This window comes from Dactylosporangium sp. NBC_01737 (assembly GCF_035963215.1).
GTDB lineage: Bacteria > Actinomycetota > Actinomycetes > Mycobacteriales > Micromonosporaceae > Dactylosporangium.
The window spans coordinates 6,470,604-6,486,140 of sequence record NZ_CP109153.1 but is presented as its reverse complement, the minus strand read 5'-3'; the positions used below and the strand labels follow the sequence as shown (position 1 = coordinate 6,486,140).

At 72.7% G+C, this 15,537-nt stretch carries 15 protein-coding genes and 1 pseudogene; 4 read left to right on the top strand and 12 right to left on the bottom strand.

The features are described from left to right. Window position 1 precedes the first annotated feature (1 nt). Entirely contained in the window at window positions 2–1,717 is a 1,716-nt protein-coding gene (gene treZ / locus OHA72_RS29260) for a malto-oligosyltrehalose trehalohydrolase (RefSeq protein ID WP_442788690.1), read from the top strand. Between the two features lie 332 nt (window positions 1,718–2,049). Here the strand turns inward: treZ and OHA72_RS29255 are convergent, their stop codons facing one another. The 5 genes and pseudogenes from OHA72_RS29255 to OHA72_RS29240 all read right to left on the bottom strand — a co-directional run bounded on the left by OHA72_RS29255 (window position 2,050) and on the right by OHA72_RS29240 (window position 4,382). Then, window positions 2,050–2,397, bottom strand: a complete 348-nt coding sequence (locus OHA72_RS29255; protein WP_327011001.1) for a hypothetical protein — start codon at window positions 2,395–2,397, stop codon at window positions 2,050–2,052. A 14-nt stretch (window positions 2,398–2,411) separates the two neighbouring features. Next, window positions 2,412–3,134 (bottom strand): DUF4184 family protein, encoded by a 723-nt coding sequence (locus tag OHA72_RS29250; RefSeq protein ID WP_327011690.1) that lies wholly within the window; start codon window positions 3,132–3,134, stop codon window positions 2,412–2,414. Between the two features lie 23 nt (window positions 3,135–3,157). Next, entirely contained in the window at window positions 3,158–3,544 is a 387-nt protein-coding gene (locus OHA72_RS64920) for a VOC family protein (RefSeq protein WP_442788750.1), read from the bottom strand. 90 nt (window positions 3,545–3,634) lie between these two features. Then, window positions 3,635–3,910: pseudogene (locus OHA72_RS64915) on the bottom strand (SRPBCC domain-containing protein); the annotation flags it as partial. A 121-nt stretch (window positions 3,911–4,031) separates the two neighbouring features. Then, window positions 4,032–4,382: an ArsR/SmtB family transcription factor gene (locus OHA72_RS29240; protein ID WP_327010999.1), complete on the bottom strand. Its 351-nt coding sequence runs from the start codon at window positions 4,380–4,382 to the stop codon at window positions 4,032–4,034. 162 nt (window positions 4,383–4,544) lie between these two features. Here OHA72_RS29240 and OHA72_RS29235 point away from each other — a divergent pair, with 162 nt between their 5' ends. Further along, window positions 4,545–4,730, top strand: a complete 186-nt coding sequence (locus tag OHA72_RS29235; RefSeq protein WP_327010998.1) for a hypothetical protein — start codon at window positions 4,545–4,547, stop codon at window positions 4,728–4,730. An 80-nt stretch (window positions 4,731–4,810) separates the two neighbouring features. Further along, window positions 4,811–5,410, top strand: coding sequence for a GNAT family N-acetyltransferase (locus OHA72_RS29230; protein ID WP_327010997.1), 600 nt, complete (start codon window positions 4,811–4,813; stop codon window positions 5,408–5,410). A gap of 381 nt (window positions 5,411–5,791) precedes the next feature. On the opposite strand, the gene OHA72_RS29225 is transcribed toward OHA72_RS29230, so the two are convergent. From OHA72_RS29225 to OHA72_RS29195, 7 genes are all read right to left on the bottom strand, one after another. Next, a complete protein-coding gene (locus tag OHA72_RS29225) occupies window positions 5,792–6,019 on the bottom strand; it encodes a hypothetical protein (RefSeq protein WP_327010996.1) in 228 nt (75 codons plus the stop codon). A 34-nt stretch (window positions 6,020–6,053) separates the two neighbouring features. Then, window positions 6,054–7,418, bottom strand: a complete 1,365-nt coding sequence (locus tag OHA72_RS29220) for an SPFH domain-containing protein (RefSeq protein ID WP_327010995.1) — start codon at window positions 7,416–7,418, stop codon at window positions 6,054–6,056. 82 nt (window positions 7,419–7,500) lie between these two features. Beyond that, window positions 7,501–9,198 (bottom strand): 4-alpha-glucanotransferase, encoded by a 1,698-nt coding sequence (locus OHA72_RS29215; protein ID WP_327010994.1) that lies wholly within the window; start codon window positions 9,196–9,198, stop codon window positions 7,501–7,503. Window positions 9,199–9,205: 7 nt separating this feature from the next. Then, complete coding sequence (locus OHA72_RS29210) at window positions 9,206–10,030, bottom strand: MEDS domain-containing protein (protein WP_327010993.1); 825 nt, start codon at window positions 10,028–10,030, stop codon at window positions 9,206–9,208. A 32-nt stretch (window positions 10,031–10,062) separates the two neighbouring features. Then, on the bottom strand, window positions 10,063–10,950 hold the full coding sequence (ppk2, locus tag OHA72_RS29205; protein ID WP_327010992.1) for a polyphosphate kinase 2: 888 nt from the start codon (window positions 10,948–10,950) through the stop codon (window positions 10,063–10,065). Window positions 10,951–11,007: 57 nt separating this feature from the next. Continuing rightward, on the bottom strand, window positions 11,008–12,624 hold the full coding sequence (locus tag OHA72_RS29200) for a vWA domain-containing protein (RefSeq protein WP_327010991.1): 1,617 nt from the start codon (window positions 12,622–12,624) through the stop codon (window positions 11,008–11,010). Continuing rightward, window positions 12,621–13,610: a hypothetical protein gene (locus OHA72_RS29195; protein ID WP_327010990.1), complete on the bottom strand. Its 990-nt coding sequence runs from the start codon at window positions 13,608–13,610 to the stop codon at window positions 12,621–12,623. The genes OHA72_RS29200 and OHA72_RS29195 overlap by 4 nt, the downstream gene beginning before the upstream one ends. Window positions 13,611–13,872: 262 nt before the next feature. Here OHA72_RS29195 and OHA72_RS29190 point away from each other — a divergent pair, with 262 nt between their 5' ends. After that, window positions 13,873–15,531, top strand: a complete 1,659-nt coding sequence (locus OHA72_RS29190) for a substrate-binding domain-containing protein (protein WP_327010989.1) — start codon at window positions 13,873–13,875, stop codon at window positions 15,529–15,531. The last annotated feature ends 6 nt before the right edge of the window (window positions 15,532–15,537 follow it).

The window sequence follows — 15,537 nt, the reverse complement described above, 5'->3', positions numbered from 1 at the left end:
CGTGCACGAGTTCCGCGTCTGGGCCCCGGCGGCCCGCGGCGTCGCGCTGTCCACCGGCGGCACCGCCCTGCCGATGACGTCCGGCGACGGCGGCTGGTGGACGCTGACCCTGCCGGACGCCGGTCACGGCACCCGCTACGGGTTCGTGCTCGACGACGGGGAGGGCGGCGGCCAGGTGCTGCCCGACCCGCGCTCGCGCCGGCAGCCGGACGGCGTGCACGGCCTCAGCCAGGTGTACGAGCACGACGCGTACACCTGGAACGACCGCGACTGGACCGGCCGCCAGCTGCCCGGCAGCGTGATCTACGAGCTGCACGTGGGCACGTTCACGCCGGAGGGCACGTTCGACGCGGCGATCGGCAAGCTGCCCTACCTGCGGGACCTCGGCGTGGACCTGGTCGAGCTGCTGCCCGTCAACACGTTCAACGGCGAGTGGAACTGGGGCTACGACGGCGTCGGCTGGCACGCCGTGCAGGAGACCTACGGCGGCCCGGACGGCCTGAAACGGTTCGTCGACGCCGCCCACCAGGCCGGCCTCGGGGTCATCATCGACGCGGTCTACAACCACTTCGGCCCGTCCGGCGCGTACACCCCGGCGTTCGGCCCCTACCTGTCCGCCGGCGCGAACACGTGGGGCCGGTCGCTGAACCTCGACGAGGCGGACTCCGGCGAGGTCCGCGCGTTCATCATCGACAGCGCCCTGCAGTGGCTGCGCGACTACCACGCCGACGGCCTGCGCCTGGACGCCGTGCACGCCCTCGTCGACCGCGGCGCCACGCACCTCCTCGAGGAGCTCGCCGTCGCGGTGGACGCGCTCTCCACGGCCGTCGGGCGGCCCCTGTCGCTGATCGCGGAGTCCGACCTCAACGACGCCAAGCTCGTCACCGCCCGCGAGGCCGGCGGGTACGGCCTGCACGCCCAGTGGGACGACGACGTCCACCACGCGCTGCACGCCCTGCTCACCGGCGAGCGGCAGGGGTACTACGGCGACTTCGGCTCCCCCACCTGCTTCGCGAAGGTGTGGACGGAGGCGTTCTTCCACGCCGGCACCTGGTCGTCGTTCCGCAAGCGGCGTCACGGCCGGCCGGTGGACACCCACCGGATCCCCGGCCACCGGTTCGTGGTCTGCCTGCAGAATCACGACCAGATCGGCAACCGCGCCACCGGCGACCGGCTCACCGCCACGCTGTCGCCCGGGCTGCTCAAGGTCGGCGCGACGCTGCTGCTCACGTCGCCGTTCACGCCGATGCTCTTCATGGGTGAGGAGTTCGGCGCCCGCACCCCGTGGCAGTTCTTCACCAGCCACCCCGAGGCCTCGCTCGCCACGGCCGTGCGGGAGGGGCGGCGGGCCGAGTTCGCCGAGCACGGCTGGCCGCCCGGCGACGTCCCCGACCCGCAGGACCCGGCGACGTTCCAGCGTTCCCACCTGGACTGGTCGGGCCAGGACCCGGCGATGTCGGCGGTCTACCGGGCGCTGATCGCCCTGCGCAAGCGGCACCCGGCCCTGTCCGACCCGCGGCTGGACCTGGTCGAGGTCACCCACGACGACGGCGTCCTGCTGATCCGCCGCGGCCCGCACGTGGTCGTGGCGAACCTGACGGCGGATCCGCGCACCGTCGCGCTGTCCGCGGACTGCCTGCTCTTCAGCACCGACGACACGGTCGTGCTGCAGGCCGACACCCTGACCATGCCCCCGGAGTCGGCTGCGGTGCTGTGATGCTGTAATTCCTTCGCCCGGCTTACGCTGTCACTCCTTCGCCCGGCTGACGCCGGGGGCGGCCGGGGGGTTCCCACCCCGGACCCCCCATGCTCGCTTCGCTCGCACGGCCTGCGCCCTGGAGGGCGCGGCCGGCTCATGCGCGTGCGCGCGGCAATCGAAAGGACGGTGGTCGAGGTTTTGAGTCTCGCGACAGGTCTGTCGTCCGATTCGCCTGCCATTCGCGCGAGACGCGGAGGCAGGCCCGTCCTCCCGAGGCATCCGGCCCCGGCCCCCGGCCCGGCACCGGCACCCGCGTCGGCGCCGGGGCCAGGGTCCGTTGCGGGCCTTGGCTATCGGCGGTGCATCGTGGGTGTCCGCCAGCCGGGGGTGTTTGCCGACCAGCGCCGGGCCCTTGCCCGGACGCGGTCGGAGCGCCAGCTCTGGTGCGGCCGGACCTCGACCCGGGGGGCGGCCCAGCCGGCGGTTGCCGTGTATGACGACCGGCGGGGCGTGTTCGGGCACGACGCCGAGCGGCGAGGCCGGGTGCGGGTCCGGGCGCCGATCGTGCCGCGGTCCCAGGTGGCGAGGGCGGTCCGCAGCTCGGCGAGACGGTCGGGGGTGAACGCGGCGTCGAACTCGACCGCGTACGCCCGGTGCGACGTCAGCCCCTCGTAGCCGAACAGGTGTCGATGCGACATGCCTGGAACGGTAGTCAGACCGGCCGCCGGCTGCGACTGGTTATCCAGGCCGCCGCGAGCAGGGCGAGGCAGCCGAGCTCCAGCAGCCGGACGATGAGCGCCTGGGGTTCGGTGAACCAGGCGAGGAACGGCTGCACGGCGACGCCCGGCACGCAGACGACCGCGACGACGGCCCAGAACCGGCGCGGGTCCGCCGGGGCGGGGACGGCCGGGCCGCCGGTGAGCAGCCAGCCGGTGCGGCGGATGTGCCGGGCGGCGGCGAGGACGAGCAGCGCGCCGAGCACGGTCGAGCCGTAGTGCAGCACCCGCCACCAGGGCTGGCCCGCGAACGCCTCGGCGTTGAGGAACGACCAGTCCTGGGTCCCCCGGGCCGGGACGCCCTTGTGGGTGACGAGATCCCACATCCGGTGCGACCAGGCGCCGATCCAGGCGGACAGGCACGTCACGTACAGCGGGAAGCGGTGCTGCCGCAGCGCCGCGTAGTCGCTCGTCCAGCGCGGCAGGTGCGCCACGACGACCGGCGCGGCGCGGCGCGTCAGCCAGGTCAGCAGCACCGTCACCGGCACGCAGAACACGAGCAGACCCAGCCACGTGTGCGCGTTGTACTGCACGTACGGCGCGACCGAGTACGGGAAGTCCGGCGCCGCGGACCCGATGACCAGCGCCACCCCGTCGAACCAGCGCCGCCGGGCGAACTTGAACGGCAGCACGGCCGCCGCGTGGGACGGGAAGGTCATCGGCACCCGCCGAGCCTAGGCGCTCAGGCGTCGGGGCGGCCGGCGCCGGCGGGGATCTCCTGCAGCAGCCAGGTGTTGCCGTCGGGGTCGGCGAAGGCGACGTACAGGATGCCGCCCATGTCGTCGACGCCGCCGACCTCGACGCCGCGGGCGAGCAGGATCTCGCGGGACTTGTGGATGTCGGCGACGACCAGATGCAGGCCGCGCAGCGTGCCGGCGGGCAGGTCGAGGCCGGGCAGGTCCTTGTACAGCACGATCGAGCACGCCGACCCGGGCGGGGTGAGCTGGGTGACGCGGGCGCCGTTGCCGGGCTGGACGTCGTGGTCGAGGTGGAAGCCGAGCAGGTCGACGTAGAAGGCGAGGGCGCGGTCGACGTCGGCGACGGGGACCGGGACGAGCTCCAGGCGCATGTCGGGCACCGGCGGGAGCTCGACGCCCTGGACGTAGGACTCCAGGCTGGCGAAGCCGGCCTCCATGCCCTCCTTCATCCCGGACTGCAGGGCGGCGTCGCGCGCCTCCCGGGACGGGTAGCGGACCAGGGTGGTGATCGTGGTGTGGCTGCCGAAGGCGGCGAAGGTCAGCGTGTTGAGGGTCTCGGGCCACTGCGGCCCCCACGTCTCGGTGCTGACGACCCGCAGCGGGCGCTCGACCTCCTGGAACGTACCGCTGAGGATCAGCTCGGCGTCGCCCTCACCGCGCAGCACGTAACGGAACGCGCCGCCGGGGCGCAGGTCGATCTCGCAGACCTGCATGCTCCACCCGGGCGGGCCGGCCATCCAGTTGGGCAGGTGTTCGGGCTTGGTGTAGCAGTCGAAGACCAGGGCGCGGGGCGCGGCGACCGTGCGCCGGATCTGGATGTCGGTGTCGCTGGGCAGCTCGAACGTGGTGACGCCGGGCTCATTCGTTGTCGTCATCGGTGCCGTCCTTCTGTTGCAGGGTCTTGAGATAGCTGTCGAGTCGTGCGTAGTTCTCGTCCCAGAACCGCCGGTATTCCTCGGCGAACTCCGTCACCTCGCGCATCGGTGCGGCCTCCAGCCGGCAGGGGCGCCACTGCGCCTCGCGGCCGCGGCTGATCAGGCCGGCGTGCTCCAGGACCCGCAGGTGCTTGGAGATCGCCGGGCCGCTCATGGCGAACGGCGCGGACAGCTCCTTGACGGTGGCCTCGCCCCGCGTCAGCCGGGCGAGGATCGCCCGCCGCGTCGGGTCGGCGAGCGCCGCGAAGGTGGTGCTGAGCTGATCCGTGACCATCGGTTACCTCACCATTTGGTTATCTAACCTCTCGGTTATTTAAGACCGCCGGGGTACGCCACGTCAAGCGGAACATTTTCCAACACGATCTTTCAGAAGCCGCCGCATGTGCGCATAATCGTGCATCGACACACCGCCATGTGTCGCGTCAGGAGTGTTGCCATGAAGCGTGTCCTCGCCCTGCTGGTGGCCGCCGCGGCGGTGCTGTTCGCGCCCGCGCCGCCCGCGCTCGCCGCCACCTCAGGGAATCCGATCCTGCCCGGGGACCACCCGGACCCGACGATCGAACTGTTCAACGGCGCCTACTACGTGTACACCTCCGCCGCCCAGGTGTTCCGCCTGACATGACGGTCGCGGGGGTCCCCGGCCGGGGACCCCCGCTTCCGGTGACGGGCAGGGCGCGGCCGGCGTCGGGTACCGTCTCACGGATGTTCGGCAACGTGGCGGTGTCGGCCCTCAAGTGCGGGTTCGGCGGGGCGCACGGCGTGACGTCGGCGCGGCTGGAGCTCAGCATCCCGCGGGTCAGGGAGCTCCTCGACGCGTGGGCGCAGCTCGCCGACGCCGAGGCCAGGTTCCGGCTCGGCTGGGGCGAGGACGGCCCCTACGTCGAGGAGACCGGCACCGACCCGATGGTGATCGCCGACGAGGGCGCCGAGTTCCTCGCCCGCGACCCGCAGACCGGGGCCGTCGTCGCCAGCGTCGGGTTCGGCCGCAGCGAGGACGACGGGTTCATGGAGGTCGGCGGCCTCGTCCACCCGGCATTCCGGCGGTTCGGGTTCGGCCGGGAGGCCCTCGAGCTGGTCTGCGCGTTCGCCCACCAGCACTTCGGCATCGTGGAGCTGCGCGCGAAGTGCGAGACCGACAACGAGGCGAGCCGGCGCTGGCTGGCCGCCGCCGGCTTCCTGCCGGTCGAGGGCGTCGTCACCCACACCCTTCCCGACGGCAGGACCGCGGCGGTCCTGCGGTGGCGGCACCTGGACCCGACCGCCCAGCGGCGCTGCAAGCAGCGGTTCATGCCGGTCGGGTGAGCCGGGCCGCGGCCAGCGCGGCGCGGACCGCGACGGTGCGCGGATGCTCGGAGCCGACGACCCGTTCCAGCCCGGCGAGCGCGTCGGCGTACAGCTCGGCGGCGCGGCGAGCCGCCCGACGGCACGGGTCACGTCCGGTTCCGGGCCCAGATCCTCGACCAGGACGCGGGGCACGTCCTGCGAGCCGTACCAGGCCAGCACCTGCAGGAGCCAGCCGGGCAGCGGGTCGCCGGCGAACCGGTCGAGGGTGACCTGCCAGATCCGGGCGATGCTGCGCCGCTCGTCGCGGCCCTCGGCGGTCTGCTCTTGCCGACGCCGCCGAGCCCGTGCACCACGTGGACGCCCCGCCGGACGCCCCGCCGGCGCCGACCGGCGGGGTGGTCAGGCGGTCCAGTTCGGCGGTCCGGCCGACGAAGATCCCGGGCGGACCGGCAGGTTCGTCAGCGCCGCCGGCGCGTCCACGGCTGCCGCCGGCCGGAACGCCTCGGCAGGCAGGAACGTGGCGTGGTCGCCGGTGGAGACGATCCCGGCGACGTCGCCGCCGACGGCCACCGACCGCGGGCCGGCGGCGGTGACCCGGTTCGCCCGGTCGCGCCAGCTCACCTTCATCTCATGGCTTCCCCAGGGTCACGGCGCTGCGGGGTCATGGCTTCTTCAGCGTCGCCTGGAGGGCGCCGACGACGCCGGCGAGCTCGGCGAGCAGGCCGCCGACGGTGGTCGTGTCGTTGCCGCCGATGGTGACGGCGCGCAGCTCCGCGGGTTTCGGCAGCTTCGCCACGATCTCCGGCAGGGCGTCGACGAGCTTCGCCTGGATGCTCTCGGCGGACTGGGCGTTGTCGATGTCGGCGCGCAGGCGGGTCCGCTCCAGCTCCAGCAGCGCCTGCTCGTGCGCGGCCTGGGCGCGGACCGTGCCGAGGGCAAGCTCGCCGTCGACGGTGAGGCGGCGCAGCTCGGTCTCGCGCTCGATGCGCAGCCGGCCGATCTCGGCCTCCTCCGCGGCGCGTTCCCGCTCCAGGAGCATCGCGTGCCGGCTCGTCGCGTCCTGCAGGTCGGCGAGGGCGCGGCTGTCCTCCTCCTGGCGCTGCGAGCGGCGCAGCTGCTCCCCGGCCTCCTGGTCGAACTGCAGCGCGGCGTTGCGGGCGCGCAGGTCGGCGAGCTCGCGGTCGCTCTCGATCTGCTGGGTCTGCCGCAGCCGGGACGCGGCGAGCTCCCGCGCGCCGATCGCCTCGTCGGCGGCGAGCTCGGCGAGGCGGGCGATGCGGCCCTGCTCGGAGCGGTACGGCTTCTGCAGGTTCTCCCACAGCCGCGACGAGCTGACCACGGCCTCCTTGATCTGCACGGTGACGATGCGCAGGCCGAGTCCCTCGTCGGCGCGGTCGGCGCCTTCGGCGACGGCACGCAGGCGGGCGGTCAGCTCCTCGATGATCGGCTGCTTGTCGGACAGGACGTCGCTGACGCCGAGGGTCGCGACCTTGTCCTTGATCGCCGCTTCGGCCTGCTCCTTGAGCTGCAGGTTCACCAGCCGCATCGGGTCCTCGGCGTCGCCGAAGTCGAGCTTGCGGTACGCGGTGGAGAAGTCCTGGATGATCCACTGCACGTAGGCCTGGACGAGGACGCCCTGCAGCTCGCGGCAGATGCAGAACGCGTTGATCAGGATGGTCTGCATCGCGCCGGGCACGACGAGGTAGGAGTCGGTCGCCGGGTTGTACCGGAACGACACCCCGAGCCCCACGTGCAGCGGTTCGCTGCGGCCGCGGCGGGTGTGCACCACGAACGCGTTCGGCGGCACGATGACGGTCTTCCACCGGCCGAACCCGGTGACGCGCACCTCGACGGCGTTCGGCGCCGGCTGGGACGCCTGCTGCCGGTCCCTGCCGCGCGTGGGCCCGCCGGGGGCCACGTTCTGCGCCGGCGCCGCCGGGGCGACGCTGCGTTTGGAGCGCAGGTCCGCCTCGAGGCGTTCCTGCTGTGCGACAACCTGCTCGAGGTAGGTGTTCCCGCTCGACATCCGCCCGCTCCCTGATCGTGGGATTCCGGGCCCCCATATTGCCAACCCCGTCAAGGGGCCGTCACCGGGATTTCGGGCGGCGTCACCGCCCCGAGAACAGGTCCGCGATCTGCTTCATCCGCGCGTCGGTGGTCAGGTCCTCCAGGCTCAGCGACAGCGGGATGCGCCAGTTCGGGTACTGCGAGGTCGTGCCCGGCAGGTTCGGCTGGCGGACCTCGCCGAGGACGTCGTACGGGGAGGCGAGCACGACCCGGCACGGGGTGCGCAGCAGCAGCTGGTGCATGGCCAGGACGATCTCCTCGTCGGTGCTGTCCGCGCCGGTGAGCCCCTCGGCGTCCAGCAGGTCCAGCAGCGCGGTGCGGTCGGCGGTCGCCGCGGCCCATTCGAGCTTCACGTCGCGGGTGAGGACGCCGGCCTCCGCGCGCGACAGCACGTGCTCACCGGACAGGAACCCGGCGGCGGTCGGCAGGTCGTGGGTGGAGATGCTGGCCACGGCGTTGTCGGGCCAGTCGCCGGGCGGCAGGAACCGGCCGTCGTCGTCGCGGGTGAACCACAGCACGGCGGAGCCGAGGATGTTGCGCTCCTGCAGGGTCGTGGTGACGGTGTCCTCGACCGTGCCGAGATCCTCGCCGACGACCACGGCACCGGCGAGTTTCGCCTCCTCGACGAGGATGCCGAGCATCGCGGCGTCGTCGTAGTACACGTAGGTGCCCTCCGCCGGGGACTGGCCCGGCGGGACCCACCACAGCCGCCACAGCCCGGCGACGTGGTCGACGCGCAGCCCGCCGGCGTGGCGGAAGATCTCCCGCAGCAGGGTCCGCCACGCGGCGTACCCGGTGTCGGCGAGCCGGTCGGGGCTCCACGTGGCGAGGCCCCAGTCCTGGCCCTGCTGGTTGAACGCGTCCGGTGGGGCGCCGACCTTCGCGTCGGCGGCGATGACGTCCTGCAGCGTCCACGCGTCGGCGCCGCCAGGGTCGATGCCGACGGCCAGGTCGTGGATGATGCCGACGGCCATCCCCTCGGCGGCGGCGTTGGCGGCGGCGAGCTGCTCGGCGCAGCGCACCTGCAGCCACGTGTGGAACGCGACGGCGGCCGGGTCGGCCACGGCGTACGCGGCGGGTCCCGGGCGGCGCAGCTCCGAGGGCCACGTCCGCCAGTCGGGGCCGTGGTCGGCGACGAGCGCGCAGTACACGGCGAAGTCGGTCACGTCGGACCGCTCCGGCGCGGCGGAGCCGGCGGGCGGGCACAGCAGGGTCAGCGCCTGCCGTTTCGCCCGCCACACGCCGTCGTAGTCGATCAGCCCGTCCGGCGGCGACACCGCGGGGCGCAGCGCGTCGACCTCGGCGCGCAGGCCGGGCGGCGCGTCGCGGTACTCGGGCAGGTCGGTGATGCGCAGGTACAGCGGGTTCACGAACCGCCGCGACGACGGCGAGTACGGCGAGGACGGCAGCGGGTCGACGGGCGCGACCGCGTGCAGCGGGTTGACCAGGATCGCGCCCGCGCCGGTGGACCTGGCCCAGCGGGTGAACTCCGCCAGGTCGGCGAGGTCGCCGACGCCCCACGAGGCGGCGGAACGCACCCCGTACAGCTGCAGCATCCACCCCCAGGTGCGCGGGACCTCCGGCAGCGGCCCGGCCGGCACGACCGGCGCCGCGGCGTGCGGGACGGCGGGCGGCCCGAGCAGCGACAGCACCGTCTCCACGACGGCGGGGTCGATGTCGACGCGGACGCCGGCGGACGTTTCGTAATAGGTCGCGACACCGCGGTGGAAGCCTGGCACGCCGACGTCATACCCCGCTGACCTGGTCGCGAAGCACGAGACTCGGCACGGTGTCTGCGCCGACCAGGCTCAGCGTCTGCCGCACACCGCGGGTGCAGCGCACCACGGTGTGCCGGGTGGGCCGGGACGCGGCGAACCGCACGATGGTGCCCGCCCCGGCGGCGTCGAGGAACTGCAGGTCGCTGGCGTCGAGCAGGACGGTGCTGTCGGCCTCGGCGACCATGGAGAGGATGGAGGGCAGGGAGCCCGCGTTGGAGGCGTCGAGCTCGCCGGACAGCCGCAGGTGCGCGCCCCAGCCGCCGAGGGTGAAGCGCAGCAGCGGCCCCGGATGCACCGCGCGGATGGCGGTGAGGGCCTCCTTGTCGAAGCGTCGGCGGTCATACAGGCACAGCGCGGCGATGCGGCCGTCGCCGAAGAACCGGTTGACGGCCGACTCGTAGGCGACCAGCTCGTCGGTGCCGAACCCGGCCCGCAGCGTCCAGGTCATCTTTCCCGCGACGAACAGGCCCTGGTGCCCGGCGGCGAACGACTCGTCCCGCACGGTGGTCAGCCCGTCGAGCATCTGCTGGACCCGGCCGGGGCCGGACACGTCGAAGCCGGCGCCGTACATGAGGACGGCGAGCTGCCCGGGCACGGCGTCGGGTGCGGCGGCGGTGAGGTGCCGGGCCAGGTCGACGTCGTCGGCGTCCAGGAAGAGCACCACCCGCTGACCCGGGCGGGCGCCGGCCTTCACGTAGCCGGTCAGCACGTCGCGGCACTCGTCGTCCGTCGCGTATGTGACGCTGGCGTGATCACCCAGCCGCCACGACGGAACTTCGCGCCCCTCCGACACCTGCACAGCCTATGGACAAACCCGATTCAGCACTAGAGCCGAGGTGCGTCGTCGACGGACTCGGCGGCGAGCGCGGCGGCACCGATGATCAATGGGTCGGGGGTACCGACGAGCCCGACGTCCTTGTTCTCGTAGTTGAACCGGTTGAGCACGTGCCGCATCGCCTCGATCCGGGCGCGCTTCTTGTCGTTGGACTTGACCACCGTCCAGGGCGCGTCGGCGGTGTCGGTGTAGAAGAACATCGCCTCCTTCGCCTCGGTGTAGTCGTCCCATTTGTCCAGGGAGGCCAGGTCCATCGGCGAGAGCTTCCACTGCCGGACCGGGTCGACCTGCCGGATCAGGAACCGGGTCCGCTGCTCGTTGCGGGACACCGAGAACCAGAACTTCACCAGGTTGATCCCGGATCGCACGAGCATCCGCTCCAGCTCCGGCGCCTCACGCATGAACTCGAGGTACTCGGCCCGGTTGCAGAAGCCCATGACCCGCTCGACCCCGGCCCGGTTGTACCAGGACCGGTCGAACAGCACGAACTCCCCGGCGGCCGGCAGGTACTGGACGTACCGCTGGAAATACCACTGCGTCAGCTCACGCTCACTGGGCTTCTCCAGCGCCACGACCCTGGCGCCGCGCGGGTTCAGGTGCTCCATGAACCGTTTGATGGTGCCGCCCTTGCCCGCGGCGTCGCGGCCCTCGAACAGGATCACCAGGCGCTCACCGCGGGACTTCAGCGTGTTCTGCAGTTTCAGCAGCTCGATCTGCAGCAGGCGCTTGGTCTTGTCGTACTCGTCCCGGCTCATCCGCTCGTCGTACGGGTAGTCCTCCCGCCAGGTGTCGACCGGCCGGCCGTCCTTGCGCAGCAGCACGGGGTCGTCATCGTCGTCGTCCTCGACCACGTAGTCGTCGAGCGAGAGGTCAGCCATTCCACTGATGTACCCCCTCGCCCGACGTTTCACCACTGCCGGGGTTTGAACATCGCATTACTGGTATCCGCGGATCTCCTTGAACGCGGCGGGCAGCGCCCCGGCCGCCCGGGCGTCGAAGGTGCGCCCGCCGGTGAGCGTCGCGACCTCGGTCATCTCGCCGGTGTTGCTCTCGCCGAACAGCACGGTGAACACCGGCACCCGCGGCAGCTGCGGCAGTTTCGCCCGGAACGCGGCGAGGTCCGCGCCGGCGGTGCGCTCACCGTCGGTGAGCAGCACGATCGAGGTGAACCGGTCGCCGCCGGACCCGGCCAGGGCGTAGGCGGCCAGCAGCGCGTCGTAGATCGCCGTGTCGCCCTCGGCCTTCAGTGACTCCACGTGGCCGCGGATCTGCGCCAGCACCGGGGCGAAGTCGGCCTCCGGCAGCTCGAACGTGCTCGCCGTGCCGGGCCGGGAGCTGAACGGCAGCAGCACCACCTGTTCCCGGCCGTTGAACCGGCTGAACTGCCCGGACAGGCTCGCGTCGGCGCCGGTGAGCCCGGTCAGCGCGGCCTTGAGCCCCTGCAGCCGCGCCCCCTTCATCGACCCGGACAGGTCCAGCACGTAGATCGTGCGGGCGGGACGGCGCAGCGTGTCGCCGAACGCGCCGATCAGCGCGTCGGCGGCGTCGAGCTTGCCGGGGAACGGCAGCTCCGGCAGGTTGCCGGACCTCGGCCCGAACTCGGGGGCCAGGGTGAGCGACGGGTCGGTCACCGCCGGGCGCCGCCACGTCTTCGCCATGATCTGCCGCTGGACGGAGGGCCGGCGCAGGTAGTCGGCGACCGCGGCGTAGTTGGTACGGGCCTGCTCGGACGCGCCGGCCAGCAGCGTCAGCGGGTAGTCGGCGGTGACGACCCCGTCGGCCGGGTAGATCACGGTGAGCGGCTCGGCGAGCTTGCCCGACGCGTTCAGCGACAGGATCACCGACTCGTAGTTGACCAGGCCGTCCACCGGCCGGCCCTCGGCGGCCGCGCGCAGGTAGGCGTCCATCAGCCAGCCCGACGATCCGGCGGTGAGGCTCTGCCCGGCGAAGAACGCCCGCAGCCGCGGGGTGATCGGCCCGATCTGGTCGGCGGTCAGCGCGGCGCCGGTCCCGGCGATCGCGGCGGCGACCCCGACGAGGGCCGAGAACCCGGAGTTGGAGGCGGCCGGGTTGGTCATCCCGTACGTGAAGCGGCGCTCGCCGGCGGCGACCGCGATCTCGCTCCACGTCGGGCGGGTCTCCAGCCACCCGAGCTGCTGCGCGACGGACCTGCGCACGCCCAGGACCACGGGTGAGGTGGCGACCTTGGTGGCGGTGCCGGTGCGGGTCGCGGCGTCGGGGTGCAGCTGCAGGTAGCGGTTGCTGGCGAACCAGGTCGCGTCGTACTGCTTCGCGGCGCCGCCCTGCACGACGGCCTCGATGCCGTCGAGGGTGCCGGTCGCGGTCATCTTGACGGTGACGCCGGTGGCGCGGGCCGCGTCGTCCAGGATCGGCTGCAGGTCGGCCAGTTCACTGCCGGCCAGGACGCGCAGGGTGCCGTCGCCCCTGACGAACGGCGCCTCCCCCTTCCCGGCCTGCGGAGTGTCGGTGCAGGCCGCCAGTGCGGCGGTGAGGGCGAGGGCCGCGACGATCAGCGCGGCGGGCTTTCTCATGTCAGTCTCTCTTCCAGCGCGATGAGCAGCGCGTGCAGGGTGGGTTCGTCCGGGGACGCGATGGTGTCGGCGGCGCCGAGGGCCACCGCGCCGGGTGCGCCGGCGGTGCGGAACCCGTGCGCGGCGGCGAGGCGCTGCAGCTGCGGGTCCGTGGCGAGCAGTTCCGCCAGGTCGGCGCCGGCGGTGGTGAACGGCACGACGGTGTGGTCGCTGAGGATCGTCGGCGACGGGTAGAGCAGGACGTGGTCGGCGTCGGCGCCGCGGTCGAGGAACTGGGCCTCGTAGACCAGCACCATCGGCGCGAAGTCCTTGCCGCGGCTCAGCCAGCTCTCGAACGGCTCCTCCGTGGTGGTGTCCACGGCGCCCTGGTCGGCGAAGACCTTCGTGACCGCGGCCAGGTCACCGCCGGTGACCTGGCTGAGCACCGCGGCGAACAGCGCCGCGGAGTTGGAGTCGGCGGGCCGGGTCGTGGCCACGAGCACCGCCCGCTGGACCGGGAACGTCGCGTTGCCGGGGATCTGGTCCCAGCGCAGGCCGCGCTGGTTCGCCGCGACGAACGCCTTCACGTCCAGGGTCCAGTGGCCCCCGGCGCGGCGGGCCAGCCCGGCGAACTGCAGCAGGTCGACGATCGGGGTGCTGCTCGCAACGGCGAGCGGGGAGCTGAACACCTTCACCGACGGCCCGGCGACGGCACGGCGGCCGGCGATCTCGGCGGCGGCGGGTGTGCTGCCGGGGAACGCGAAGTCGTAGCCGCCCAGGTCCATGTCAGCCATGCGGCGGGAGCCGGCCGGGTCCAGGCGCAGACGGATGCCGTGGCCCGCCAGGGCCTCCTTGACGGCGGGGTCGGCGAAGAACCCGGCCTTCTCCGAACCGATCAGGCCGGCCAGTTCGCGGGTGTCGGCGCGGCGGCCGATGACGTGGCCGACGGCGGCGCCGGCGACGACCAGCAGCACCACCACGACGAGCAGCAATCCGGTCCTTCTCACGGCCCGATTGTGGGCCTCGCATGCAACTCCCGGCCGTCTATTCCCTGTTCAGACCCCGTTCATATGGTCCACTGTGGACACCCGGTGGGCCGCCGCCGGCACCACCGCGCCCGCTCGACCGTCCGGACGCCCACCCTGGCTGAACGGCTCAGGGTGGCGGCCGGACGGCGGAGCGGGACCTGAATCATCCTTGCTCGATGGCATACTTTTCCGCGGTCACACCTCCCCACACCCCCTCTGACCTCGCGGATGGTCCCAACGCATGGGCAAGCACCAGTCCGGCACCCGCCTCATCGGCTCGCTGCTGCGCGGGCTCGTCCTGCTCCTCGCCGTCGGTCTCGTCGGCGGCGCCGGCTGGTACGTCCTGCGCAACAACGCGGCCACGGGCGCCGAGGGCTGCCCGACCACCCTGCACGTGGTCACCGCGTCCTCGTTCGCGACCGTCGTGTCCGCCGCCGGCCGCACCCTGCGCGCCGGCGACGACTGCATCCTCGTCGACACGATCAGCACCGACGGCCGTCCCGCCGCCGGGCAGCTCAGCCAGACCCGCGCCGACCTGTGGATCCCCGACGACGCCGCTTGGGACATGATCGCGCCGCCGCAGTTCCTGGCCAAGAAGGACACCCTCAACGCCTACGCCACCCTGGCGAGCAGCCCCATCTACATGGTCACCGATCCCGCCACCGGCGACCGGATCAACGCCGCCGGCGGCAGCTGGCTCGCCCTGTCCGGGCTGCTCAACACCAAGGGCTCCGGCGTCAAGATGGTCGTGCGCAACCCCGCCATGTCCGGCGACGGCATGGTCGCCGCCGGCGCCGTCGGCGAGGCCGTCTGGCTCGAGAAGGGCATGGACGCGTCCTCGCTCGTGCTCACCAACGTCCTGGGCGTCACCCGCACCGTCAACCGCGACCTCGCCGCCACTCCCGAGGCCGCCGGCGAGGTCGGGCTCATCCCCGAGTACGCGCTGCTGGCCACGCTGCGGCTGGCGAAGACCGACCGGCGGTACATCGTCGGCAGCGACCACACCGCGCTGCTGCGCTACACGTGGCTGCCCTCCGCGGCCGCCGCCGGCGACCCGAAGAAGGCCGCCGCGCTGCGCCGCCTCTTCGCCGCGTTCACCAGCGCCGAGGGCAGCCGCGCCATCGCCGAGGCCGGCCTGCGCGGCCCCGACAACCTCCGGCCGATCTTCGACGGCGCCAACGTGCTGCCCGAACCGACCGCGAAACCCTTCGACGTGCTCCAGCCGCACCACGTCCAGCACATCTTCGCCACCTGGGACCCCGAGGACCGGCGCAGCAACCTGCTGATCATCGTCGACCTCGCCACCAACGGCGGCGGCAGCGGCGCACCCACCACCGGCGCCAGCCCCTCACCGCCGCCCGGCAACAAGATCCCGCCGATCGAGGTGCTCCGCGACGGCTGTGTCGTGCTCAGCGGTCTCATGCCCGTCGGCTCCCGCCTCGGGCTGTGGGAGGTCACCCCCGGCACCCCCGGCTACCGCAAGCTCATGCCGACCGACCGCCTCGACGACACCAGCCGCGCCGCGTTCGGCAAGCAGGTCGGCAAACTCGCCGCCCACAAGTCCGGCCCGGGCCTGTTCGACGCCATCGTCGCCGGCTACCAGTCGGTCCGCGACGACTACCACGACGACATGTTCAACCAGGTCCTGGTCCTCACCGACGACCAGAACAAGGACAGCGCCAACACCCAGGCCGTCAACGACCTGGTGCAGAAGCTCACCGACCTGCAGGACCCGAGCAAACCCGTCAAGGTCAGCATCGTCGTGCTCGGCAAGAAGGACTCCGCCGACCGGCTCAAGGAAGCCCTCAAACCGGTCGACGCCTACGTCGACAACGCCCTGCAGACCAGCGACGTGCAGGCCGCCTTCATCCACGTCGTCGCCGGCGGCCTGCACGAATGACCGCGG

Bases quoted from the DNA above. Each gene is read 5' to 3' on its own strand.
- OHA72_RS29225 (WP_327010996.1), bottom strand. From the start codon at position 6,019: ATGAAGGTGAGCTGGCGCGACCGGGCGAACCGGGTCACCGCCGCCGGC.
- OHA72_RS29220 (WP_327010995.1), bottom strand. From the start codon at position 7,418: ATGTCGAGCGGGAACACCTACCTCGAGCAGGTTGTCGCACAGCAGGAA.
- OHA72_RS29200 (WP_327010991.1), bottom strand. From the start codon at position 12,624: ATGAGAAAGCCCGCCGCGCTGATCGTCGCGGCCCTCGCCCTCACCGCC.
- OHA72_RS29255 (WP_327011001.1), bottom strand. From the start codon at position 2,397: ATGTCGCATCGACACCTGTTCGGCTACGAGGGGCTGACGTCGCACCGG.
- OHA72_RS29190 (WP_327010989.1), top strand. From the start codon at position 13,873: ATGGGCAAGCACCAGTCCGGCACCCGCCTCATCGGCTCGCTGCTGCGC.
- OHA72_RS29235 (WP_327010998.1), top strand. From the start codon at position 4,545: ATGAAGCGTGTCCTCGCCCTGCTGGTGGCCGCCGCGGCGGTGCTGTTC.
- ppk2 (WP_327010992.1), bottom strand. From the start codon at position 10,950: ATGGCTGACCTCTCGCTCGACGACTACGTGGTCGAGGACGACGACGAT.
- OHA72_RS29240 (WP_327010999.1), bottom strand. From the start codon at position 4,382: ATGGTCACGGATCAGCTCAGCACCACCTTCGCGGCGCTCGCCGACCCG.
- OHA72_RS29230 (WP_327010997.1), top strand. From the start codon at position 4,811: ATGTTCGGCAACGTGGCGGTGTCGGCCCTCAAGTGCGGGTTCGGCGGG.
- OHA72_RS29250 (WP_327011690.1), bottom strand. From the start codon at position 3,134: ATGACCTTCCCGTCCCACGCGGCGGCCGTGCTGCCGTTCAAGTTCGCC.
- OHA72_RS64920 (WP_442788750.1), bottom strand. From the start codon at position 3,544: ATGCGCCTGGAGCTCGTCCCGGTCCCCGTCGCCGACGTCGACCGCGCC.